The sequence below is a fragment of the Dyadobacter sp. genome, assembly GCF_017744695.1.
Classification (GTDB): Bacteria; Bacteroidota; Bacteroidia; order Cytophagales; family Spirosomataceae; genus Dyadobacter.
Genome location: NZ_JAGIAS010000008.1, coordinates 366188 through 385567 on the forward strand (window position 1 = coordinate 366188; position 19380 = coordinate 385567).

Here is a 19380-nt window from a genome sequence, read left to right on the forward strand (position 1 = left end):
TTTGTACTTTACGCAATAATTCCCTTCACCAACTTACCAGCCACGTCCGTAAGGCGGTAGCGGCGGCCCTGATGTTTGTACACCAACTTTTCGTGATCCAGTCCCAGCTGATTGAGAATGGTTGCATGAAAATCGTGGACATGGACAGGGTCTTTGACAATATTGTAGCCAAATTCGTCGGTTTCGCCGTAAACGATGCCCGGTTTGATACCGCCGCCGGCCATCCACACCGTGAACGCCCTTGGATGGTGGTCGCGGCCATAGTTGTCTTTGGTAAGCGTTCCCTGACAGTAATTGGTACGCCCGAACTCCCCTCCCCAGATCACCAGCGTTTCGTCCAGCAATCCGCGTTGTTTAAGGTCGGTAACCAATGCGGCCGACGCCTGGTCTACATCCATGCATTGCCCTTTGATTTCCGTCGGCAACCCGCCGTGGCTATCCCATCCCTGGTGATAAAGCTGCACAAACCGTACGCCCTGCTCGGAAAGTTTCCGCGCCAAAAGACAGTTGGCTGCATAAGTACCGGGTACAAGGCATTCGGGGCCATACATTTTCACGATCGATTCCGGTTCCTTGCTCATATCAGTGATTTCCGGAACGGCTGTCTGCATGCGGAACGCCATTTCATACTGCTGTACTTTGGCCGTGATTTCCGGATCGCCAAAATCATTGAATGTGCCTGCGTTCAATTCCGCCAGGTTATCAAGCATTTTACGGCGCTGGGTACGGTCCATCCCGTCGGGATCATTGAGATACAACACGGGATTCTCGCCGCTGCTGAACTGCACGCCCTGGTGTACCGAATCCAGGAAGCCGTTGGTCCAGAGTTTGGAATAAACCCCCTGCCCGTTCCCCTTTCCACGCGAGAGTAATACGCAGAAACCCGGCAAATTCTGGTTTTCACTACCCAACCCATAGCTCAGCCAGGCGCCGAAGCTGGGCCTGTTCCCCACCTGTGCACCCGTCTGAAAGAACGTAAGTGCGGGGTCGTGGTTAATGGCTTCGGTATTAAGGGTTTTGATAATGCAAAGATCGTCGGCAATGCCCGCCATATGCGGCAGGAGCTCGCTCATCCAGGCACCGCTTTTCCCGTGCTGTTTGAAATTAAAAATCGAACCTGCCAAAGGGAATTTGGCCTGATTGGCGGTCATACCCGTCAGGCGCTGCCCGCCCCGGATCGATTCCGGCAGGTCCTGCCCGTGCATTTTGTTGAGCATCGGCTTATAATCGAACAGGTCGAGCTGCGATGGTGCCCCGTTCTGGAACAGGTAAATCACCCGCTTTGCTTTCGGGGCGAAATGCGGCAGGCCGGCCATCAGCTCATTCACATCCGGTTCACCGCCGCCACCTTTGAAAAGATCCGGTATGAGCAGCGATCCCAGCGCCGCGCTGCCGAGCCCGAGGCTGAGTTTGGATAAAAAATGCCTGCGTGTAGTGTTGACTCCGTAGTCAAATATTGGCTTTTCCATATTTTTAAGGCTGCAAGCGTTAGGCTATAAGCTGTAAGCTCTAAGCTGTCTGCTTTAATTGACATATTCCTTTTACTTTACTATCTCAGTTCTTTATTCAAAAAGCTTAAAGCTTATAGCATACAGCTTAAAGCCCCTCACATCAACTCTTCGTTATCGTCTCCTCCATATTATACAGCGTGTTGATCACACGCATCAGTGCTGCTGCACGCACGGTATCGGCCTTTGCTTCGTGCGGGAATTCGCCTACATTCAGGACTTTGGCTGCATTGTCTTTTTGTTTCGAGAACATGGAGGCCTCTTCATGGTAATATTTTTTGAGCAATTCCACTTCCTTGTCTGTGGGCTGGCGGCACACAATCGCCTGGAAGGACGAACGGATATTGGTCTCGACATCGGTCGATTTCGCTACCAGGCGTTCGGCCATCACACGGGAAGCTTCCAGCACGGTCGGGTCGTTCAGCATCACCAGCGCCTGCAAAGGGGTATTGGTTTTGGAACGTTTTACCTCGCAATGGTCGCGGTTGCTGGCATCGAAAATGATCATCGACGGCGGCGGCACGGTCAGTTTGATGAACGTGTACATCCCTCTGCGGTACAACGCATCGCCTTTGTCCTGCTGGTAGGTGCGCAGGGTGCCCCGTCCCGAGGTCGCGGCTTCCCACAAGCCTTTCGGCTGGTAAGGTTTTACACTCGGCCCACCGATTTTGGGATTCAGCAAACCACTGGTCGACAGCACCATATCACGGACCAGCTCCGCCGGCAGGCGGTAGCGCGGGCCGCGCGAGAGGTAAATATTTTCCGGGTCGGCTTTTAGCTTTTCGTCGGTGACTTTGGCGGATTGCCGGTAGGTGGCGGAAGTCACGATCTGCTTGACAAGCCTTTTAATGTCCCAACCGTGGTTCATGAAGTCGACGGCAAGCCAGTCGAGCAATGCGGGGTTCGTAGGCAAGTCGCCCTGCATTCCAAAGTCCCCCGTGCTTTTCACGATTCCCCTTCCGAAAAACTCCTGCCATATCTGATTAATAAACACCCTGGCTGTAAGCGGATTGCTCTTACTGGTTGTCCATTTGGCCAATCCTAACCGGTTTTGCGGTAGTTTGATGGTGTCAAAACGCATTACCGCCGGTAATGCAGAGGCGGTAACCACCCTACCCGGCGCATCGTACGAACCACGGTTGAGGATATGCGTAGGCCTGAGTGTATCCAGGTCGCCCAGCACCGATACCATCAGACGGCTGGTATCCGGCCGGTTGATGAACGAGAGCAGCGTCCGGGCCTCTTCGTCCGAGATGGTCATGATCGGGTTTTTAGCCGGTTTTGTCTGCGAGATATCCCCCTCAAAACCGGACTCTTTGGAATTATTAAAAAATGCGAACATCCGGTAGTAGTCTTCCTGCGAAATAGGATCATACTTGTGGTCGTGGCATTGCGCGCACTCGACAGTAAGCCCCAGCACGCCCGTACTGAATGTCTTTGTTTTATCGATATTGTATTCGATTCGGTATTCTTCGGGGATCACCCCGCCTTCTTCGGTGTATTTATGGTTTCTGAAAAATGCCGTAGCCAGTATCTGCTCCTTATTGGCATTAGGCAGCATATCGCCTGCTATCTGCCACATCAGGAACTGGTCATACTTCATATTCTTGTTGAATGCGTTGATCAGCCAGTCGCGCCACGGCCATTGTGTACGCACTTCGTCGTCCTGGTAACCATAGGAATCGGCGTAACGCGCTACGTCCAGCCAATGAACAGCCATCTTTTCGCCATAAGTTTTCTGTGCCAGCAACTGATCCACTACTTTTTCGTAGGCTTTGTCGCTTTTATCGGCTTCGAACTGCTGCTGCATTTCCACGGTCGGCGGTAACCCTGTCAGGTCCAGTGCCACCCTTTTCAGCAGGTGACTTTTGGCCGCTTCATCGTTGGGTGCCAATCCGGCGCCCTCCATTTTGCGCGACACGAAATGGTCTATTTCGTTTTTGGGCCAGTCTTCATTGGAAACTTCGGGCACCGCCGGCAACACCGGTGCGGTGAACGCCCAGTGCCGCTCGTACTTGGCACCTTCTTCGATCCATTTCTTCACCAACCCGATTTCGTTTTCATTCAGCAATCCCAGGTGCGACTCAGGCGTGGGCATTTGGTAAGACGGGTCCGGCGAGGTAATTCTTCTGTACACTTCCGACTGCTCCGGCTTGCCCGGGAAAATCGCCACGCCTTTTCCGTCTTTCAGCTTGGCATAGGCGCTTTCAGCCAGATCGAGCCTCAGCCCGGCCTCCCGCTTTTTGGCATCGGGGCCATGGCATGCGAAACATTTATCGGATAAAATGGGCCGGATATCAAAATTATAACTCACGGCTTCACTACCCGACTGGGACTGCAACACGCCGTTCTTTTTGAAACAAGAAACCGCCAGAAAAGCAACGGCGCCGGATAGTACCCCCAGATACAAGAACTTCTTTTTCATTTGCAATTTTTTACACAATCAACCAATCTTTACTTCGCCTTTCACAGTCTCCGAACTCAGGAACTGTTCTATTTCTTCCAGCCGCTTTCCTTTCGTTTCAAACAGGTTCCGCTTCGCGTACACGTACGAGCAAACGCAGAAGAAGGAGAAAACAAAAAATGTATTAGCCACACCCAATCCGTCGCGCATAAGCGGAAAAAGCAGGTTTACGATCCAATCCGACACCCACATCGTCATAATGCAGATCGATAATGCGGTCCCTCTGATATGATTTGGAAATACTTCCGTAGCAATGACAAACTTTAAAGGCCCGAGCGAGAAGGCGAAAAAAAGCAGGAACAGCATGATGCACACCAGCATTCCCCACCCATTGATGCCATAGGTGAAACACAGGCCGGTCAATGCAAGGGATACCGCCGCCCCGGCAGAGCCTATCAGGTACAGCGACCTGCGACCCAGCGTATCGACCTTCCAGATGGCAATCAGCGTGAAGACCATACTGGCCAGGCCCAGCATGACCTGGTACAACAGCACGTCGCCGATCACAATGCCGGCCGACCGCAGGATGGTCGGGCCGTAGAATATCACGCCATTAATTCCGCTGAATTGTGAAAGGGCCGTCAGGACCATGGTCATCACCAGTAGTCCGCGCAAAGGATATTGCATCAGCTCCTTCGCCCCACCCTCCTTTTGCAGGAAGGCCTTTTTGATTGCCCCGAATTCGGCACGGGCATCGTCCTCCCCATTTATTTTGATCAGTATCGCGAGCGCTTCTTCGTTTCTGTCGTGCTTAGCCAGCCAGCGCGGACTTTCCGGCACCGTCACCAGCAACACGCAAAACACGGCGGCCGGGATCACGCTCACAAAGAACATCCCGCGCCACACCTCTTCTACAAACAGCCAATGCAAAATGCCGCTTCCCATACTCGCATGCGCAAGCGAGTACCTGTGCAGGAACAAGTTGCTGATATAGGCCGCCAGCACGCCTATCGTGATCGCCAACTGATAAAACGTGACCAGCCCACCGCGCTTAGGGGCGGGCGCAATCTCGGAAATGTAGAGCGGCGATACATTGGAAGCCACTCCTACCCCCGCTCCGGCGAGTATGCGGAATAAAATGAGAATTGTATAGGTATTTGAAAATGAAAATCCTATGGCACTCACCAGAAAGAGTAATGCCGCCACAAACAGGACTTTCTTCCGCCCTATCTTATCGGCCAGATACCCCGAGAACGCTACCCCAATAATGCAACCCAGCAACGCAAACGAAACAAACAACCCCTCTTCTGCGGCCGACAAGCCATATTGGGTCCTGACTGGCTCGATGATCCCGCTCACGACCGCCATATCGAACCCGAACAGAAAGCCTCCCAACGCCGCGATGAGCGTGATGAGAAAGGTAAAATGTTTTACGTGTTGTGTTTGCAAGATGTTCTTTGATTAAGGGCTTTCTGAGTATGACCAGTTTTGTGTTACAAAACTGCATTCGTTTCAATAGCAGAATCGAGGTTCACCAGCTTTCCCTCCCAGCCACACAAGGCAGCGCCGGTGCCGTAAACAATGCACAGATCCATGGAAGCGTCGGGGCGCAATACCCTCATTTTCTGATCATCCAGCGAATGAAATCCGTTTCCTAAACTTGCGACGCCCCCTTCGTCGGCGGAGGCTTTCAGGCAGGCATCGATGTCGTACCAAAGCACACGCCGGCCAGCCGCCGTCAGCGCGGCATGCAGCTTCTGCCGGGCGACCTCCCAGGAATGCACCTGAAAACCGTCGATCGCCGCTGTTTTCTCAAGACGGAGCTGCTCTACCAAATGATCGGTGTCATATACAGGTACCGGAGTCGCGGCACCCTCGTCGTTAATATCCCCTTCCCGGTTGGCCAGGCCTGCCGCTCCGGTCAGTATGCACGCTTCGGTGTCATCGCAAAAAGTCACATGTACTTTACTATCAAGCGATTTCAACTCATTTTCTAATGCATTGCCAAACAAATGGCCAGCCTTTGCGATGTTCCCGCCGATCACCAGCTCATCGCACCCGAAGTTTTTCAGCCATGGAAGCAGAAATTCGCCCAGGTTGGCGCCAAATTCGTGGAAAATACCTTTCGAAAGTTCCGAGTCCGTTTCAGCCAGTTCGCGTACACCTTTGATCGTCTGACCGGCAGCATGGTAGAACCAACGCGTTGAAAAGTAGTCGTCGGCAATGGAGTCCCTGAACGGCTCATTATAGAATGCCCCCGGCAATGCAGGATGACGCTCCAACAGTTGGCCGTTTTCCATAAACGATGATCCGAAACCCGATCCGAGCGTAAGAAAAACGGTCCGTTTACTTGCCAGGCCATGCCTCGCGTAAGCACCGACGGCAAAACAATGCGCATCATTGAAAAACCGGAATGCGGTGTCGGGCATGCCGGTAGCATCTTTGAGTGCCTGCCCAAGGTGAAGCCCAAACATTTGCTCGAACTTCCCGCCCACATCGAGGACCGTACAAACTCCCTTGGGGTAGTTGAACGGCCCGGGAAACGCGATTCCGATTCGGTCAACAGCCCCCCTGCCTGCAAGCGCCTCCGTGATACAACCACCTATGACGGCGACGATCGCCGACGCAGCGGCAAAACTATCCATCTCCTTTCGCACCAGCGGAAGCGACAGCCCGCCAGCGAGAGACATATCCACGACTCCAGCCGTAACATGGCTTCCTCCGACATCCAACCCCAGACTGACTTTCGGCGCTTTCATAAGGGACTTTGTAATATATGTTCAAATATACAAACATATCACTAACAGTCAAAAAAGTTGCATTAAATCAACATGTAAAAATAATCAAAAATTAATATAACTAATTCATTTAAAATTAATTATAAAAATTAATCAAAATATAGTTTTGCATTTTAGTTCTACAAGCCTCCGCAAAAGTGAAAATTTTTCGTCGAAATTTAGCCAATATGTATGATATGTATATACATATTAAATGCACCAGCTATACATATCTCACAAAGCTCATTTCATCCAACCCTCGAAACCTTGTCGCCCTGGCGGCAACCCGAGGTTTCATTGAGACCGGCTATAAAAACCAATGGCGGGTATACCCCGCCATTGGTCCCAAATACCTCAACTATTTACTAATTCACTCTATGAGATTCTGTGCCATCGATCAGTAGCCCGGATTCTGTTTAAGCGCGCCATTGCTTTTCCGGATCTCGGTATTCGGGATCGGGAAGAGGTAGTAGTGGTCGCCTTTCCAGGGCTTCCGTACCTCGGCTTCGGGAATCACCCCGTAGGTATAAGCCAATTTCCCCAAAGCATCCCCGGGCTTCGCGCCTGTCCAGTCCATGGTAACCTTTGTAAGCCCTCTGATTGCTATATCCACATTTCCGGGGGCCGCTTTCCATCGCATGAGGTCGAAGAAGCGCGAGTCTTCCAGATGCAGCTCGATAGCCCTTTCGTTCCGGTACACCCGTACCAGCTCTGCCCCGGCACTTTTGACATCCGGCATGTTCACGGATGCCCGCTTTCTGACCTTGTTGATGTATTCCCTCGCGACTGCCTCGTTACCCAGCGCCATCTGGATTTCGGCATAGTTCAGATAAAACTCGGTCAATCTCATGAACACCACCACCTGGTTATAGTCATAGTCAAAGCTCGCACGCGGGCCGACAAAATCGTCAGTCTTTTTGAAAGTATAACCCGTTTGTACCCGCCAGTGGAAAGGCGTGAGGCCTTTTACCCAGTAGGTTTTCGAATCGCGGCCGAAATCGAACAGGTTCTGGCCGTTTTTAGGATCCACCTTATTCGGATTGATATAAGGAGGCGCATTGTCGGGATTCGGATTAGCATCCTCCCAGTATTCGTAGAGGCGCTCGGTACTTTTCGAACCATCGACGATGTTCAGCGGACCAGCCCCCGGGTAGATCACCGCGTCATAAAACCTCGGATCCCTGTTTTTCTCCGGTTTCTGCGGATCGTAACCCGAAGCCGCATTCACCGTTACACCATCCGCCAGGTAGGGATACTCGCCGTTGGCCATCTGGAACATATTTACAAAGTTCTGTGTAGGCACAATCCGTTGTTGCGCATCGAAACCACTGGGCCAGTAGTCGTAGTTGTAACCCCAGCCGGGTATACGCGTAGCCGGTGTGAACGACTTTCCGAAAATCGTTTCGTCTGTTTTCAAAGGTTTTTTGAACAATGCCGCATATTCCGGGTGCAACGTAAATCCCAGATCCAGCACAGCTTTGGTAGCCGTTTCGGCCGCCTTCCATTTGGTCAGGTCGTTAGATGGATTGTTCAGCGGGCTTGCCAGAAAAAGCAGCACCCTCGCTTTGAGTGCCATCGCCGCAGCTTTGCTGATCTTCCCGGTATTGACCGGCACCCCATTCAAAAATCCGATAGCCTTATCCGACTCTTCCAATACAAACTTCGCGCATTCATCGAACGTATTCCGGGGCACATCAAAACTCTCCGAGTTCAGCTGAAAACCGTTTGTAATAATGGGTACGCCACCAAATGTGCGCATCAACTCGAAATACATCCAGGCACGAAGAAAATGCATCTCGCCCTTCATGGGATCCAGCTTCTCGGCAGGAATGCTCGATTTTTCGATATTCTCAAAAAATACGTTCGTCTTTCTGATATAACCATATTCATAATCCCAAAGCGGCGTGGCATCTTGCATGGCCGCCAGATCCGAAACATTGTCCGCGGTCATATTCCCTTCGATGTAGTTACGGATACCTGCCGAGCGCTCATGGGTTTCGGGCTGGTTCACGGCAATATCCGTCAGCGCATCGTAACCGCCGGTGCCCGGTGCCCAGGGAGGCTTGATACCATTGTAAACGTTATACACATAGTTCTGAAGAAAAACCGCATCGTTAAACACCGCCTCATCCGATATCGCGTCCAGCGGCTTCTTGTCAAGCACGTTACAGGAAGTAGCCGCGGCAATGATCCCGACGACCGACATCGTGAAAGCCCGCTTCATGACCTGATTTTTTATAACTAAATATTTCATAGGTTCTCTGAATTAGAAAGTAAGATTGAGGCCAAAGCTCAGGGTCTTCATGTTAGGGTACGCCCCACCGTTGCCACTGAGGAATTCAGGGTCGCCGTTGCCATACTTTTTAAGCGAATTGAATAGCATGAATGCATTATCCCCGGAAACGTAGATCCGCAGAGCAGCAATCCTTGCTTTCGAAAGCAGGCTTTTAGGAAGCGTATAACCCAGCTGCACGTTTTTCATGCGCATCCAGGTGGCCTTGTGGTAATAGAAGTCGCTGTCCGAGTTTGCCAGACCGGTCGGAGCGATCATCGGTAATTCAGCATTCACATTTTCCTTGGAATAACTATTCAGCGCTACGTATTCCAGGCCGTTACCGCCCGCACCGGAGTTAAATCCTGTGCTCAGCCGGAACTTGGCACCGCTCTGTCCTTGCAGCAACATCGTCAGATCGAAATCTTTGTAGTTCAATCCTATGCTTACGCCGTATTGGGTGCTGGGGAAAATGGTTGTAACATCCAATCCTGTGACGGGGTCCTTGGCCGTATTATTGGTAGTATTGAACATGTAACGGTCGTTGCTGTCGATTTTCCCGTCGTTATTCAAGTCGGCAAAAATCAGCCCGCCCAAGGTCGCACCCGGATACTTCACGCTGTTGTCCAGATCCTGCTGCGTCCGGTAAATACCGATGGCCTTGTACACCAGGCGGGAGCCGAATGGCTGGCCTTCCAGCTTTTGATAAGGCTCCGCCTGAGGGGTTTCATCGAAATAGATGATCTCATTTTTGTTGTAGGAGATATTTCCGTTGATACGCAGCGTGAGGTTCGAGAAGTTGTGCCGGTACCCCGCCTGCAACTCGATACCCTGGCTGTTCATCTTACCAATGTTCTCATCCGGCAGAATTAGCCCTGTGTAGCTGGGAATAGAGGCCTGCCTTCTGCCGAGGATGTGGGAAGTTTTGTTTTTGAAAATATCCGCTTCAAAAGTCAGGCGGTTATCCAGAAATGCCGCTTCCAGGCCCAAATCGGTCTTCTCGCTCACCTCCCAGGTGATATTAGGATTGGGCGTCGACTTGACGGCAATTCCGCGGGCATCTACCCCGTTCACCACCCATCCGGCGTCATAACCATAGGCGGCGATGTACTGGAACGGATTTACCCTGTCGTTACCAAGTCGTCCCCATGACGCTCTCAGTTTCAAATTACTGATGATATTCTTCGGAATGAATGCCTCGTTGCTGATCACCCAGCCAGCCGATACCTGTGGAAAAAAGCCGAAACGGGTTTCTTTCGGAAAGATCGGCGAGCCGTCATACCTCGCGCTGAAACCGAAAAGGTATTTTTCCTTAAAGTCGTAGCTGACCCGTCCGAAAAAGTTCTGACGCCCGGATTCGGTAGCAGTACCGTCGTTATTCCAGTTCGCCCGGTTGGTACTACCCGCAAAAAGCTGGTCGATCAACGGAGAATCGTAGCCAAGGCGCTGTGCCCAAAACAGGTTGTCATTATAGCTCATCTGCTCATAGGCCACAAATGCGCTTACTTTATGGTCCCTTGCGAACGTCGTAGCGTACGAAAGCTTCACGTTTCCGGTGGTACGCAAGCTTTGTTTGAAATCCTCTCGCAGACCGATGTCCTCCACCGTCCTGGATTGCTTTTTAACGATCGATCCATCCGGAGCGCGCTCATAGTAAGGCCACACGTAGTTAAATTGCTTGTTGTAATCCACTGTTTTGACCAGTGAGAGGTAGCCGTCCAACGCCAGTCCTTTCACGAACGGAATGTTGTACTTGGCCCGAAGCGTTCCGCTGGCTACATCGGCCTTATACCTGCGGTAGCCCGGGCTTTGCAGGCGTGCGGCCGGGTTCAAATGCGACCATCCTTCACCCGGATACCGGTAATCGCCACCGATATAGGCTTCCTGCAACGGGCTCGTGCTCGCGAGCGACCCAACCTCCCCGCCGGCACCGCCCTGGGGCGTTTGGGTATATTTTTCGCGAACCGAAAGATCGAGGCCCACCTCAAAATCTTTGGTCACCGTTACATCGATATTACTTCTTACATTGTACTGTCTGAGCTTCGATTTAGTGTCGCCACGCAGGATACCGCCCTGGGAGGCCGTACCCAGCGACAAGAAGTACCTTACCCGGTCGGTTCCGCCACGCATCGTCAGCGAGTAACGCGTTTGGTGCACCGGAGGGCCTATCAGAGCATTCCACCAGTTTTCGGGCCTGCGCTCACCTTTCCTGAAGGCTTCTACCAATGCATCGGGGAAATCAGGCGGCGTTCCTTCCAGCGCCCTTCGGTCATTCAGCACCTTCATATATTGAAATGCGTCGGCCGACTTCACTTTCATCGTCGGAGACTGCCACGACTGGGTCGTCGAGAAATCGAATGCAGGCTTTCCGGTAGTCCCTCTTTTGGTCGTGACCAGAATAACCCCACCCGCGGACTGCGCACCGTAAATGGCCGCAGAAGCATCTTTCAGTACCGAAATAGACTCGATATCGTTGGGATCCAGGCGATTCAAACCATCTGGATCAGCATTGGCTACCCCATCGATTACGATTAGAGCCGAAGTATTACGATAGGTACCCGCACCTCTCACGAGGATTTGCGAATCGTCAAAACCCGGCGCGGCGCTTCGCTGTGTCACATACACCCCTGCCATGCGTCCGGCCAGCGAGTTGGAAAGCGATACTGCATTGGATTTCTTGATCTCCGCACCGGTTGTCTGCACCACGGCATTGGTCAACTCCGATCGCTTTTGCGTACCATACCCTACCACCACCACGTCGTTCAACTCCTGGGGCGATACATCCAGCTTCACCGCAATCGTCGACTGCGAACCAACCTTCACTTCTTTGCTAGTGTAGCCAATGTAAGAAAAAACCAGCACGCTGTTTTCGTCTTTCACCCGGATAGCGTAGTTCCCGTCCTGATCGGACACCACCCCATTATTGGTACCTTTTTCCAGGATGTTAACGCCCGGAATCCCAGCATTGTTTTCATCCGTAACCTTTCCGGAGACGGCTTGTTCGGCACGGGTTCGGTGTGCAGCATGTGTGGCAATGCCGGACGCCCGCCCGCCCGGTGCGCGACTGAGCGGGCCGGCATTCGCCCACGTCATGGGAGCGAGAAACCCCATCAACGCAATCCCCCATAAGGCGCACGAGGCACCGTGCCCCTTGTCAGTCAGTAGTTTTGGTTTCATAAAAGGATAGTTTAATTAATAAAGTCCCGCCCTGCTGGTCGGAAGGCCTGCCGGGTTATGATGCTAAATTCTTCGGGTTTGCTGATGATACGTATAACGGTAATAGGTAAACGTCAATGCATCCTACCAGGCTCGCATGCGGTCGCTATGCCGCAATTGCTCCATCTGGCAGTCCTTTGGGCTTTCTGCTTCGCTTTATACTGAAATACAAACAATGCAGCAGCCATCGGAGCGGGGCTCACGTTATTCGGTTATGATATTATCGGTAATCGCATTTTAATATGTACAAACATATAAACATATAATCGAACATACAAATATTATCAGAAATAATAATTCATGGATTTTGTATGAATTTTATAAGTAAACCTCATGGCACAAAACTGAAACCCGTAGAAGTATACGTGCAGAATGGCGGTAAATGTATCTACAATTGCCGTGAGAGATTAATACGCATTTAACCATTTACGATAGCCTATTATCAATGCGATTCAAGATGGGCCGTTAGTACCGCAGCATTTAACAAAACAATGAGCCGGCCAATCCGGCTATGTCCGGACCTGGCGGCTCACAAATGATGCGCAAAGATAGCGACGGCTACTCTCTTACACTTTCAACTGTATACACAAAGCTATCGGCGCGATAATAGCCAATGTTATACTCAATAGGACGTTCTCCCTGGTCAAACACGAAACGTTTTCTGAAAAGAATCGGACTTCCGGGTTCGACTTCCAGTTTCGCGGCCGTGAATTTGTCGGCGGCAATCGCGCTGACCTCTTCCTTCGAAAGGGTCGCGATCACCATATGGTCTTTTTCAAGAATATCGTATAATGGTCGTTTGAAATCTTCTTCACCTGTTAGTCCAACCCGTGGATGGAAATAGGAGATAAAATAGACAAACGGACCTTCGGCCTTGCCTCTGAGCCGCTCCAATTTCAGCACCTTTTTGTCGGTTCCGATATCAAAGAAGTTCGCGATTTTCTCGTCGGGCGTTACCCAGGTCACATGCAGCTCGAAATTTTTGACGATGATCCCGCGCGCATTCATTTCCTGCGTAAAACTCAGCCAGTTTTTTGATTTTGAACTAATTACAGGCTCCGTCACCTTTGTACCGACCCCTTTTTTGCGGATAAGCAATCCTTCATAAACCAGCTTATTGAGCGCCTGGCGCAAGGTTGACCGGGAAATGGCCAGCCGCTTTGCCAGCTCCACCTCATTCGGCAAGAACTTCCCATCCAGGTGCTCCGGAGAGTTGATCATGTTGCGCAATAGGTTCTCTGCCTGGATATGCAAGGGAACAGGACTCTTGTGATCGATACTAAATTTCATATTGACGGATTGCAGATAGACAAAAGCAAAAATAGCAATTTTGACCACGCCCGGAAATAATAAGCAAAACGATCCCTTCAAAGTCCCGAAACCCGCGACCTGTTATTCCAGTAAAAAACTCGCGGGCTGGTATGCGCCGAGGAGAAAACCGAGCTTACGATGCGTTACGGGAACAGGTTTTCCCATCACCTCTCCGCGCCGCGGACTATCGAAATTCCAATCCCTTTATTTTCTCACATAGGCTTTCAGCGTGGCACATTTCTCCCCTATGCTCTTTCCGGACGGGGTTATCGTGTACGACGGCACATCTGCCGGCACGATAAAAGTCTCGGCATAATGGATCACATACGGCTCAAAAAGCCCGTCGGGACTCTCGACGACAGCTTCTTCGCCCTCCACCAGATTAACCACATTCAGGTTGCCATAGGTATAGTGGGTCACTTTGCTGTCGAACCAGTGCCTTCTGGTTTCAATGAACTGGGTATTGAACAGCCCGGTCGATTCTTCCATCGAATGGCCATTCATCGAAATCCGCTCAACATTATTGAAGAGGTTTTCCTTCACCCAATCCTCATCACGCCCCCAATCGATCACGTTTTTACCATGCTCGATGTTGATGGGGCGTGGCTTTCCGTCCAGCCCCAGCCTGCCCCAATCCCATAATTTGAACGTAAAAATGTAAGGGGTAGCCGAAATTTCGAGTACCACCGCATTCTTGCCGGAGCAATGGATCGTACCGGCCGGGATCAGAATGTGGTCATGCTTTTTGACCGGTAACTTATTGACATACTTTTCCGCATCGAAATCTTCCAGCCCGCTCTGGGCTTTTTCGAGATCAGCGATCATATCGGCCGCCTTCACGCCCCTGCGCGTACCCAGGTATACGCAGGCATCCTGCCCGGCTTCGAGGAAGTAATAGCTTTCATCCTGGGTATAATCCATTCCAAAATGCTCCTTGATGTACTGCCTCGTGGGGTGTACCTGCAAGCTCAGATTGCCGCCATCCATGGTATCGAGGAAGTCGAAACGGATTGGGAACTCGGCACCAAACAAACCGTAAATATGCTTCCCGAGCAACTGGCGGGGCCGGGTAAGCACCAGGTTGATTGAAGGCAGCTCAAAAATACATTCTCCAAACTTGAAGAGCAGGCTGTTTTCCTCCGGAACACAATCGAACCCCCAGGCATAGTTCACCTCTACCCGATCCAGGTCAGCGACTTCCTTCAACCATTGCCCCCCCCATGGCCCCGGATCAAAAAACGGGACAACACGGAATGGCCGCCTGACGGCCTCATCCAATCCCTTATGGTAAAGCTGTGCATTCACCATTTTAGGTTCGTCGTCGTGACAGGCATCAATGAAAAAATCGATTTTATCAAAGAACAGGAGCTTGTGGCGGTCGAAAACCCGCCAGTCGAGGAAATAGCCCTGCTTGTATTTCAGGGCAAATGGATCATCGGCATTATCCATGCCGAAGTTACCGACTACGCCGCGCTTCATTCTTTTCTGAATTTCCCACCGGGCCAGATCGGCATAAATCAGCACGTCGGGCTCGGTAAAAAGGGCCGCTCCCTCTCCGTAAACAACGACTGTTCCCGAGGTAACGCTGCGAATCCGCCCGCGCGCCCGTTCCAGCTGGTCCGCATCAAAAAAATCGGCTATTTCCAGGTCATTCATTTTTCCGAAGACCTGGTCGTCGGTCACAAACGGGTACACCATCGTTCCGATCTCGCCCGCACTTTTGAGCACATCGGTGGTATGGATTACCGTGGCGCCGGCTATGTACCGTGCGATCGCCTCACGCACCGGCCGTGTATCTACCCCGTGGTACACATCTATGCAAATCACACATTTCGGCTGGCTCGTTTCCTGAACAAAGCGCGTTATTTCCCCAAAAATATCATCCCAGCCCACAAAGCACATGTCGGAAGTTTTGCTTACTTCTATAAAGGGGTATTTATCGTAATTCGAAGACATTTCTATTTTGATTTGGAGCTTTGGCTAAATCTGATCCGCACAAAGCGTGGACGGTATAAGTTAGGTTGCTTGGGTAAAACTTCCAGAAACTTGAAAGTATTGACATTATAGGAAATGAGTAATTCACCCGGTGCCGACAATGCGGGATGCGCTTTGGCATTGTAAGTAAACAAGTCCGGGTCGCGGATATCCGCTGACGTTTTGTACAATACCATTCTCGGCCCGAAAGGTCCATAAGGCGTTGGCGCCACCTGCATACAAATTTCAGGAAAAATACTGCTCAGTTGATATACCAATACGTACTTCCCTGGGGCCAACATACTCACACTTAACTCATTCGAAACGGAATCACTCAACGCTGTAACCGCCCTTACGTCTTTCGACCAACCCTTGTCGCCGCGGAATTCCCACTGCTCAAACGATGTAATCCGGTCCGGTTTCACCCTTGCCGCAACCAGCTTTTTGGCAGGCCCTTTAGTACCATACATGTAAACGAACCCATCGGGCGAGGCTTCCCCGGCAGCTTTGCTATTATTGTAGATACCCGCACCGAAAGAAATCGTTTCTCCGCCGGCGTGGTAGTCATTGAACGGTAGCGCAAACTGCTCCTGATCCTCATAGGGGAAATGGCTACCTGCCGGTACCCTGATCACCGAATTCCCGGTTTCTTTAAATGGGAATGGAGAGTTATCGTGTGTGTTGGTGATTTTGTAAGCAAAAATGAAAAGATCTTTGCCCGCATCCGGATTGACAAACCCGTCGCCCAACCAGAAATAAGTATCCTTGTCCGGCTTATCAGTTTTAGGGATAAATACGGCCCGGTCCCCTTCCGCACCGCGTGCGATCCTGAATGCCGCTTTGGCCGGGTCGGGTGATTTCTCCCTCAACAATGCGACCGAATTGTTTACCATCGAGAGTCCCGATTTCAGCACAGTTCCGTCAATTTCTCCCAATACCGTGTCGCTGAAAAGGAAAAGAATACTGTCCCTTTCCTGCGCATCGCGGCCCGAAAACGGGATCGCAAATATGCCATCGCCGCCCAGCCAGCCTGATTTTCGCAGGAACAGATCCGACCACTCCGGTGCCGGCGAAGCTGTGAATTCGTTCACATTCAGCTCGGGTACACCTTTCCGCGTTTGCCCGAAGGCGTACCCGAGGCAAGATAAAGTTATCCCCAAAATCAGCGTGGTGTTCCTCATCCCTTATCCAATTTTTCCTAAATATAGTTTATATGTACATATGTATATACATTATTTCAGTAACCGGCTTCTTTTCATTTTTCCTTATCACCGGGCAGAGGTCACGATCAGCTCCTATGTTACCGGAATATTACAAAAATCCTTGGAACTCTTGTGTTCAGGAAATACTTTTGCGGCACTCAAATTATAATAAGTCTAAATAAATGAAAAAGCTATTATCACTATCCATTTGGTTGCTTTTACCCTCACTGGTATTTGCTCAAATGGGAAAAGTAAGAGGGAAGGTTATTGACAATACCCAAAGTGGCCTGCCGGGTGTAAGCATCGTCATTAAAAGCACCGGGCTCGGCACCCTCACGGACGAAAATGGCGTATTTGAAATATCCAATATCAATGATGGAGGTTATACTTTATCCGTTTCATCCGTCGGTTTTAAAACCCGGGAATTGCCGCTGGCTATTTCGCAGAATGAAGTCGAGCTTGGGGCCATTACGCTTTATGAAGGTGACGAAATATTGCGTGAAGTAGTGGTGGAAGGCGAAAGGGAGAATAAATTCTCGCGGAGCAACACGGCATACGTAGCTAAGCTGCCCTTAAAGGATTTTGAAAACACCCAGGTGTACAGCACGATCACCAACTACCTTTTGCAATCGCAGATCGTTACCAATTTCGACGACGCGCTCAAAAACGCGGCGGGGGTCGATAACCTCTGGACATCCACAGGTCGCGGTGGCGATGGTGCCGGCTACTATTCGCTTCGCGGGTTTTCGGTGCAGCCAAAACTCGTGAATGGCCTTCCGGGGTTAACAAACGGAACGATCAACCCGGCCAATATCGAGCGGATCGAGGTACTGAAAGGGCCTTCCGCGACGCTGTTCGGCAATGCGGTGAGTTCTTATGGCGGGCTTATCAATGTAGTGACGAAAAAGCCTTACGTCGGAACAGGTGGCGAGCTGTCTTTTACGACCGGCTCTTTCGGCCTGAACCAGATCACCGGCGATTTCAACACAGCCCTGAACAAGGAGAAGAACCTTTACTTCCGGCTGAACACTTCATATGCGACCGAGCGCAGCTTCCAGGACGCAGGTTTCAGGAAATCCTTCTTTGTGGCGCCTTCCCTTTCCTATAAAGTGAACAACAAATTGTCCTTCTCGTTTTACGGCGAAATCACCCAGACAGAGCAGACCAACCCGATGTTCCTCTTCCTGAACAGGGCTGCTCCTTCGGTCGCGAAAAATATGAAGGAATTAGGATACAACTACAAATTGTCGTTCACCAGCAACGATCTGACTTTGCAAAACCCGACCCAGAATTACCGGGTTGAAATGGATTACAAGCTGTCCGATACCTGGCAATCGCAAACACTGGTTTCTAAAAGTGCTACTTCCACCAAAGGCTACTACACCTATCTCTTCGACTACGGTATCCTGAAAGGCAACACATTTTCGCGCTTCCTGAACAAACAGAATGAGTATACCGGCACATCCGATATCCAGCAGAACTTCATCGGGGATTTCAAACTGGGCTCATTAAGGAACCGCGTCGTGCTAGGCCTGGATTATTTTACAGCTACTTCCACCAGCAACGGTACCGGCTATGCGTTTTACGGGAATGTTACTGCCGACGGCGGTTCCAATGGCGACAACCCATTTACGCCCGCTGTGGAAACGACCGCCTACCCACTTTCCGCAGCGGCCGTCGACGCTGTGCTGGCGTCACAACCCGTGGCGAACGCCAAATCGAAATACAATATTTACAGCGCCTACGCTTCGGATGTGTTGAACATTACCAAAGCATTGTCCGTCATGGTAGGCCTTCGCCTCGACCATTTCGACAACATAGGCAGCGTATCAAGTTCCGACGACGATTATAACCAAACCACGCTCTCACCGAAATTCGGGATCTTGTACCAGCCCGTGATGGACAAGCTCTCAGTTTTCGCCAATTACCAGAACGGTTTCACCAACGTGGCGCCCGAACTCGTAGGAAACCCCGAGGACGGCCCTCAAACCATTAAGTCGTTCAGGCCAGAGCAGGCAAACCAGATCGAGTTCGGTTTTAAAACCAATATCATCAAAAATAAACTGAACCTGACCGTCAGCTACTACGACATCAAGGTAAAAGACCAGGTAATTACCGATCCGGCCTCGCCTTTTAACAAAATCCAGGGCGGAGAGGCTTACAGCCGGGGATTCGAAGTAGAGTTGAATGCTAACCCCGTGAGCGGACTGAATATCCGGGCTGGGTTCAGCAACAACGAAAGCAAGACAACTAAATCGGATAACGAGCAGATCCTGAACAAGCGTCCGTTGGGCGCTGGCCCCAAGACACTCTACAACATGTGGGCCAACTACGAGTTACCGGCAGGAAAACTGAAAGGCTTCGGCGTGGGTGCCGGTTTCAACGGCGCAAGCGAACGGTACGCGATCAACTATGCCTCGACGGGCGACTTTATGTTGCCTGCTTACACGGTCGCCAATGCCTCTCTGTTTTACCAGGCTGCGCATTACCGCATCGGATTGAAACTCAACAATGCATTTGATAAAGAATATTACAAAGGATGGTCAACAATAGCCCCGCAGACGCCGCGTGCATTCCTGGCCAACTTTACTTATACCTTTTAAAATTCCGCCTGAAACAATTCCGGTTAGTAACCGGACGCCGCCTTTAACAGGCGGCTTTTTTGTTTATCCGCACTTTGGCACAATATTTCTAGCCATATTTGCCAAAACAACCT

10 protein-coding genes are annotated in these 19380 nt (G+C 50.9%); 1 reads left to right on the forward strand and 9 read right to left on the reverse strand.

Features of this window, described 5'->3' with window-relative positions; genetic code table 11:
* Positions 1-8 precede the first annotated feature (8 nt).
* The 9 genes from J7619_RS26730 to J7619_RS26770 form a co-directional block, all read right to left on the reverse strand.
* On the reverse strand, positions 9-1469 hold the full coding sequence (locus tag J7619_RS26730) for a DUF1501 domain-containing protein (RefSeq protein WP_291206270.1): 1461 nt from the start codon (positions 1467-1469) through the stop codon (positions 9-11).
* A gap of 142 nt (positions 1470-1611) precedes the next feature.
* A complete protein-coding gene (locus J7619_RS26735; RefSeq protein WP_291206273.1) occupies positions 1612-3933 on the reverse strand; it encodes a PSD1 and planctomycete cytochrome C domain-containing protein in 2322 nt (773 codons plus the stop codon).
* 18 nt (positions 3934-3951) lie between these two features.
* Positions 3952-5361, reverse strand: coding sequence for a sugar porter family MFS transporter (locus J7619_RS26740; RefSeq protein ID WP_291206276.1), 1410 nt, complete (start codon positions 5359-5361; stop codon positions 3952-3954).
* 44 nt (positions 5362-5405) lie between these two features.
* Entirely contained in the window at positions 5406-6671 is a 1266-nt protein-coding gene (locus tag J7619_RS26745; protein ID WP_291206279.1) for an ROK family protein, read from the reverse strand.
* Between the two features lie 415 nt (positions 6672-7086).
* Positions 7087-8913 carry a RagB/SusD family nutrient uptake outer membrane protein gene (locus J7619_RS26750; RefSeq protein WP_291206282.1) on the reverse strand — a complete coding sequence of 609 codons (1827 nt, stop codon included), beginning with the start codon at positions 8911-8913 and terminating at the stop codon, positions 7087-7089.
* Between the two features lie 42 nt (positions 8914-8955).
* Positions 8956-12138 (reverse strand): TonB-dependent receptor, encoded by a 3183-nt coding sequence (locus J7619_RS26755; RefSeq protein WP_291206285.1) that lies wholly within the window; start codon positions 12136-12138, stop codon positions 8956-8958.
* A 597-nt stretch (positions 12139-12735) separates the two neighbouring features.
* Positions 12736-13467, reverse strand: coding sequence for a GntR family transcriptional regulator (locus J7619_RS26760; RefSeq protein ID WP_223406884.1), 732 nt, complete (start codon positions 13465-13467; stop codon positions 12736-12738).
* A 225-nt stretch (positions 13468-13692) separates the two neighbouring features.
* Positions 13693-15444, reverse strand: coding sequence for a class I mannose-6-phosphate isomerase (locus J7619_RS26765; RefSeq protein ID WP_291206291.1), 1752 nt, complete (start codon positions 15442-15444; stop codon positions 13693-13695).
* Positions 15445-15446: 2 nt separating this feature from the next.
* A complete protein-coding gene (locus J7619_RS26770) occupies positions 15447-16643 on the reverse strand; it encodes a DUF4185 domain-containing protein (protein WP_291206294.1) in 1197 nt (398 codons plus the stop codon).
* Between the two features lie 203 nt (positions 16644-16846).
* On the opposite strand from J7619_RS26770, the gene J7619_RS26775 reads away from it, so the two are divergent.
* Entirely contained in the window at positions 16847-19267 is a 2421-nt protein-coding gene (locus J7619_RS26775; protein ID WP_291206297.1) for a TonB-dependent receptor, read from the forward strand.
* Positions 19268-19380: the final 113 nt, after the last annotated feature.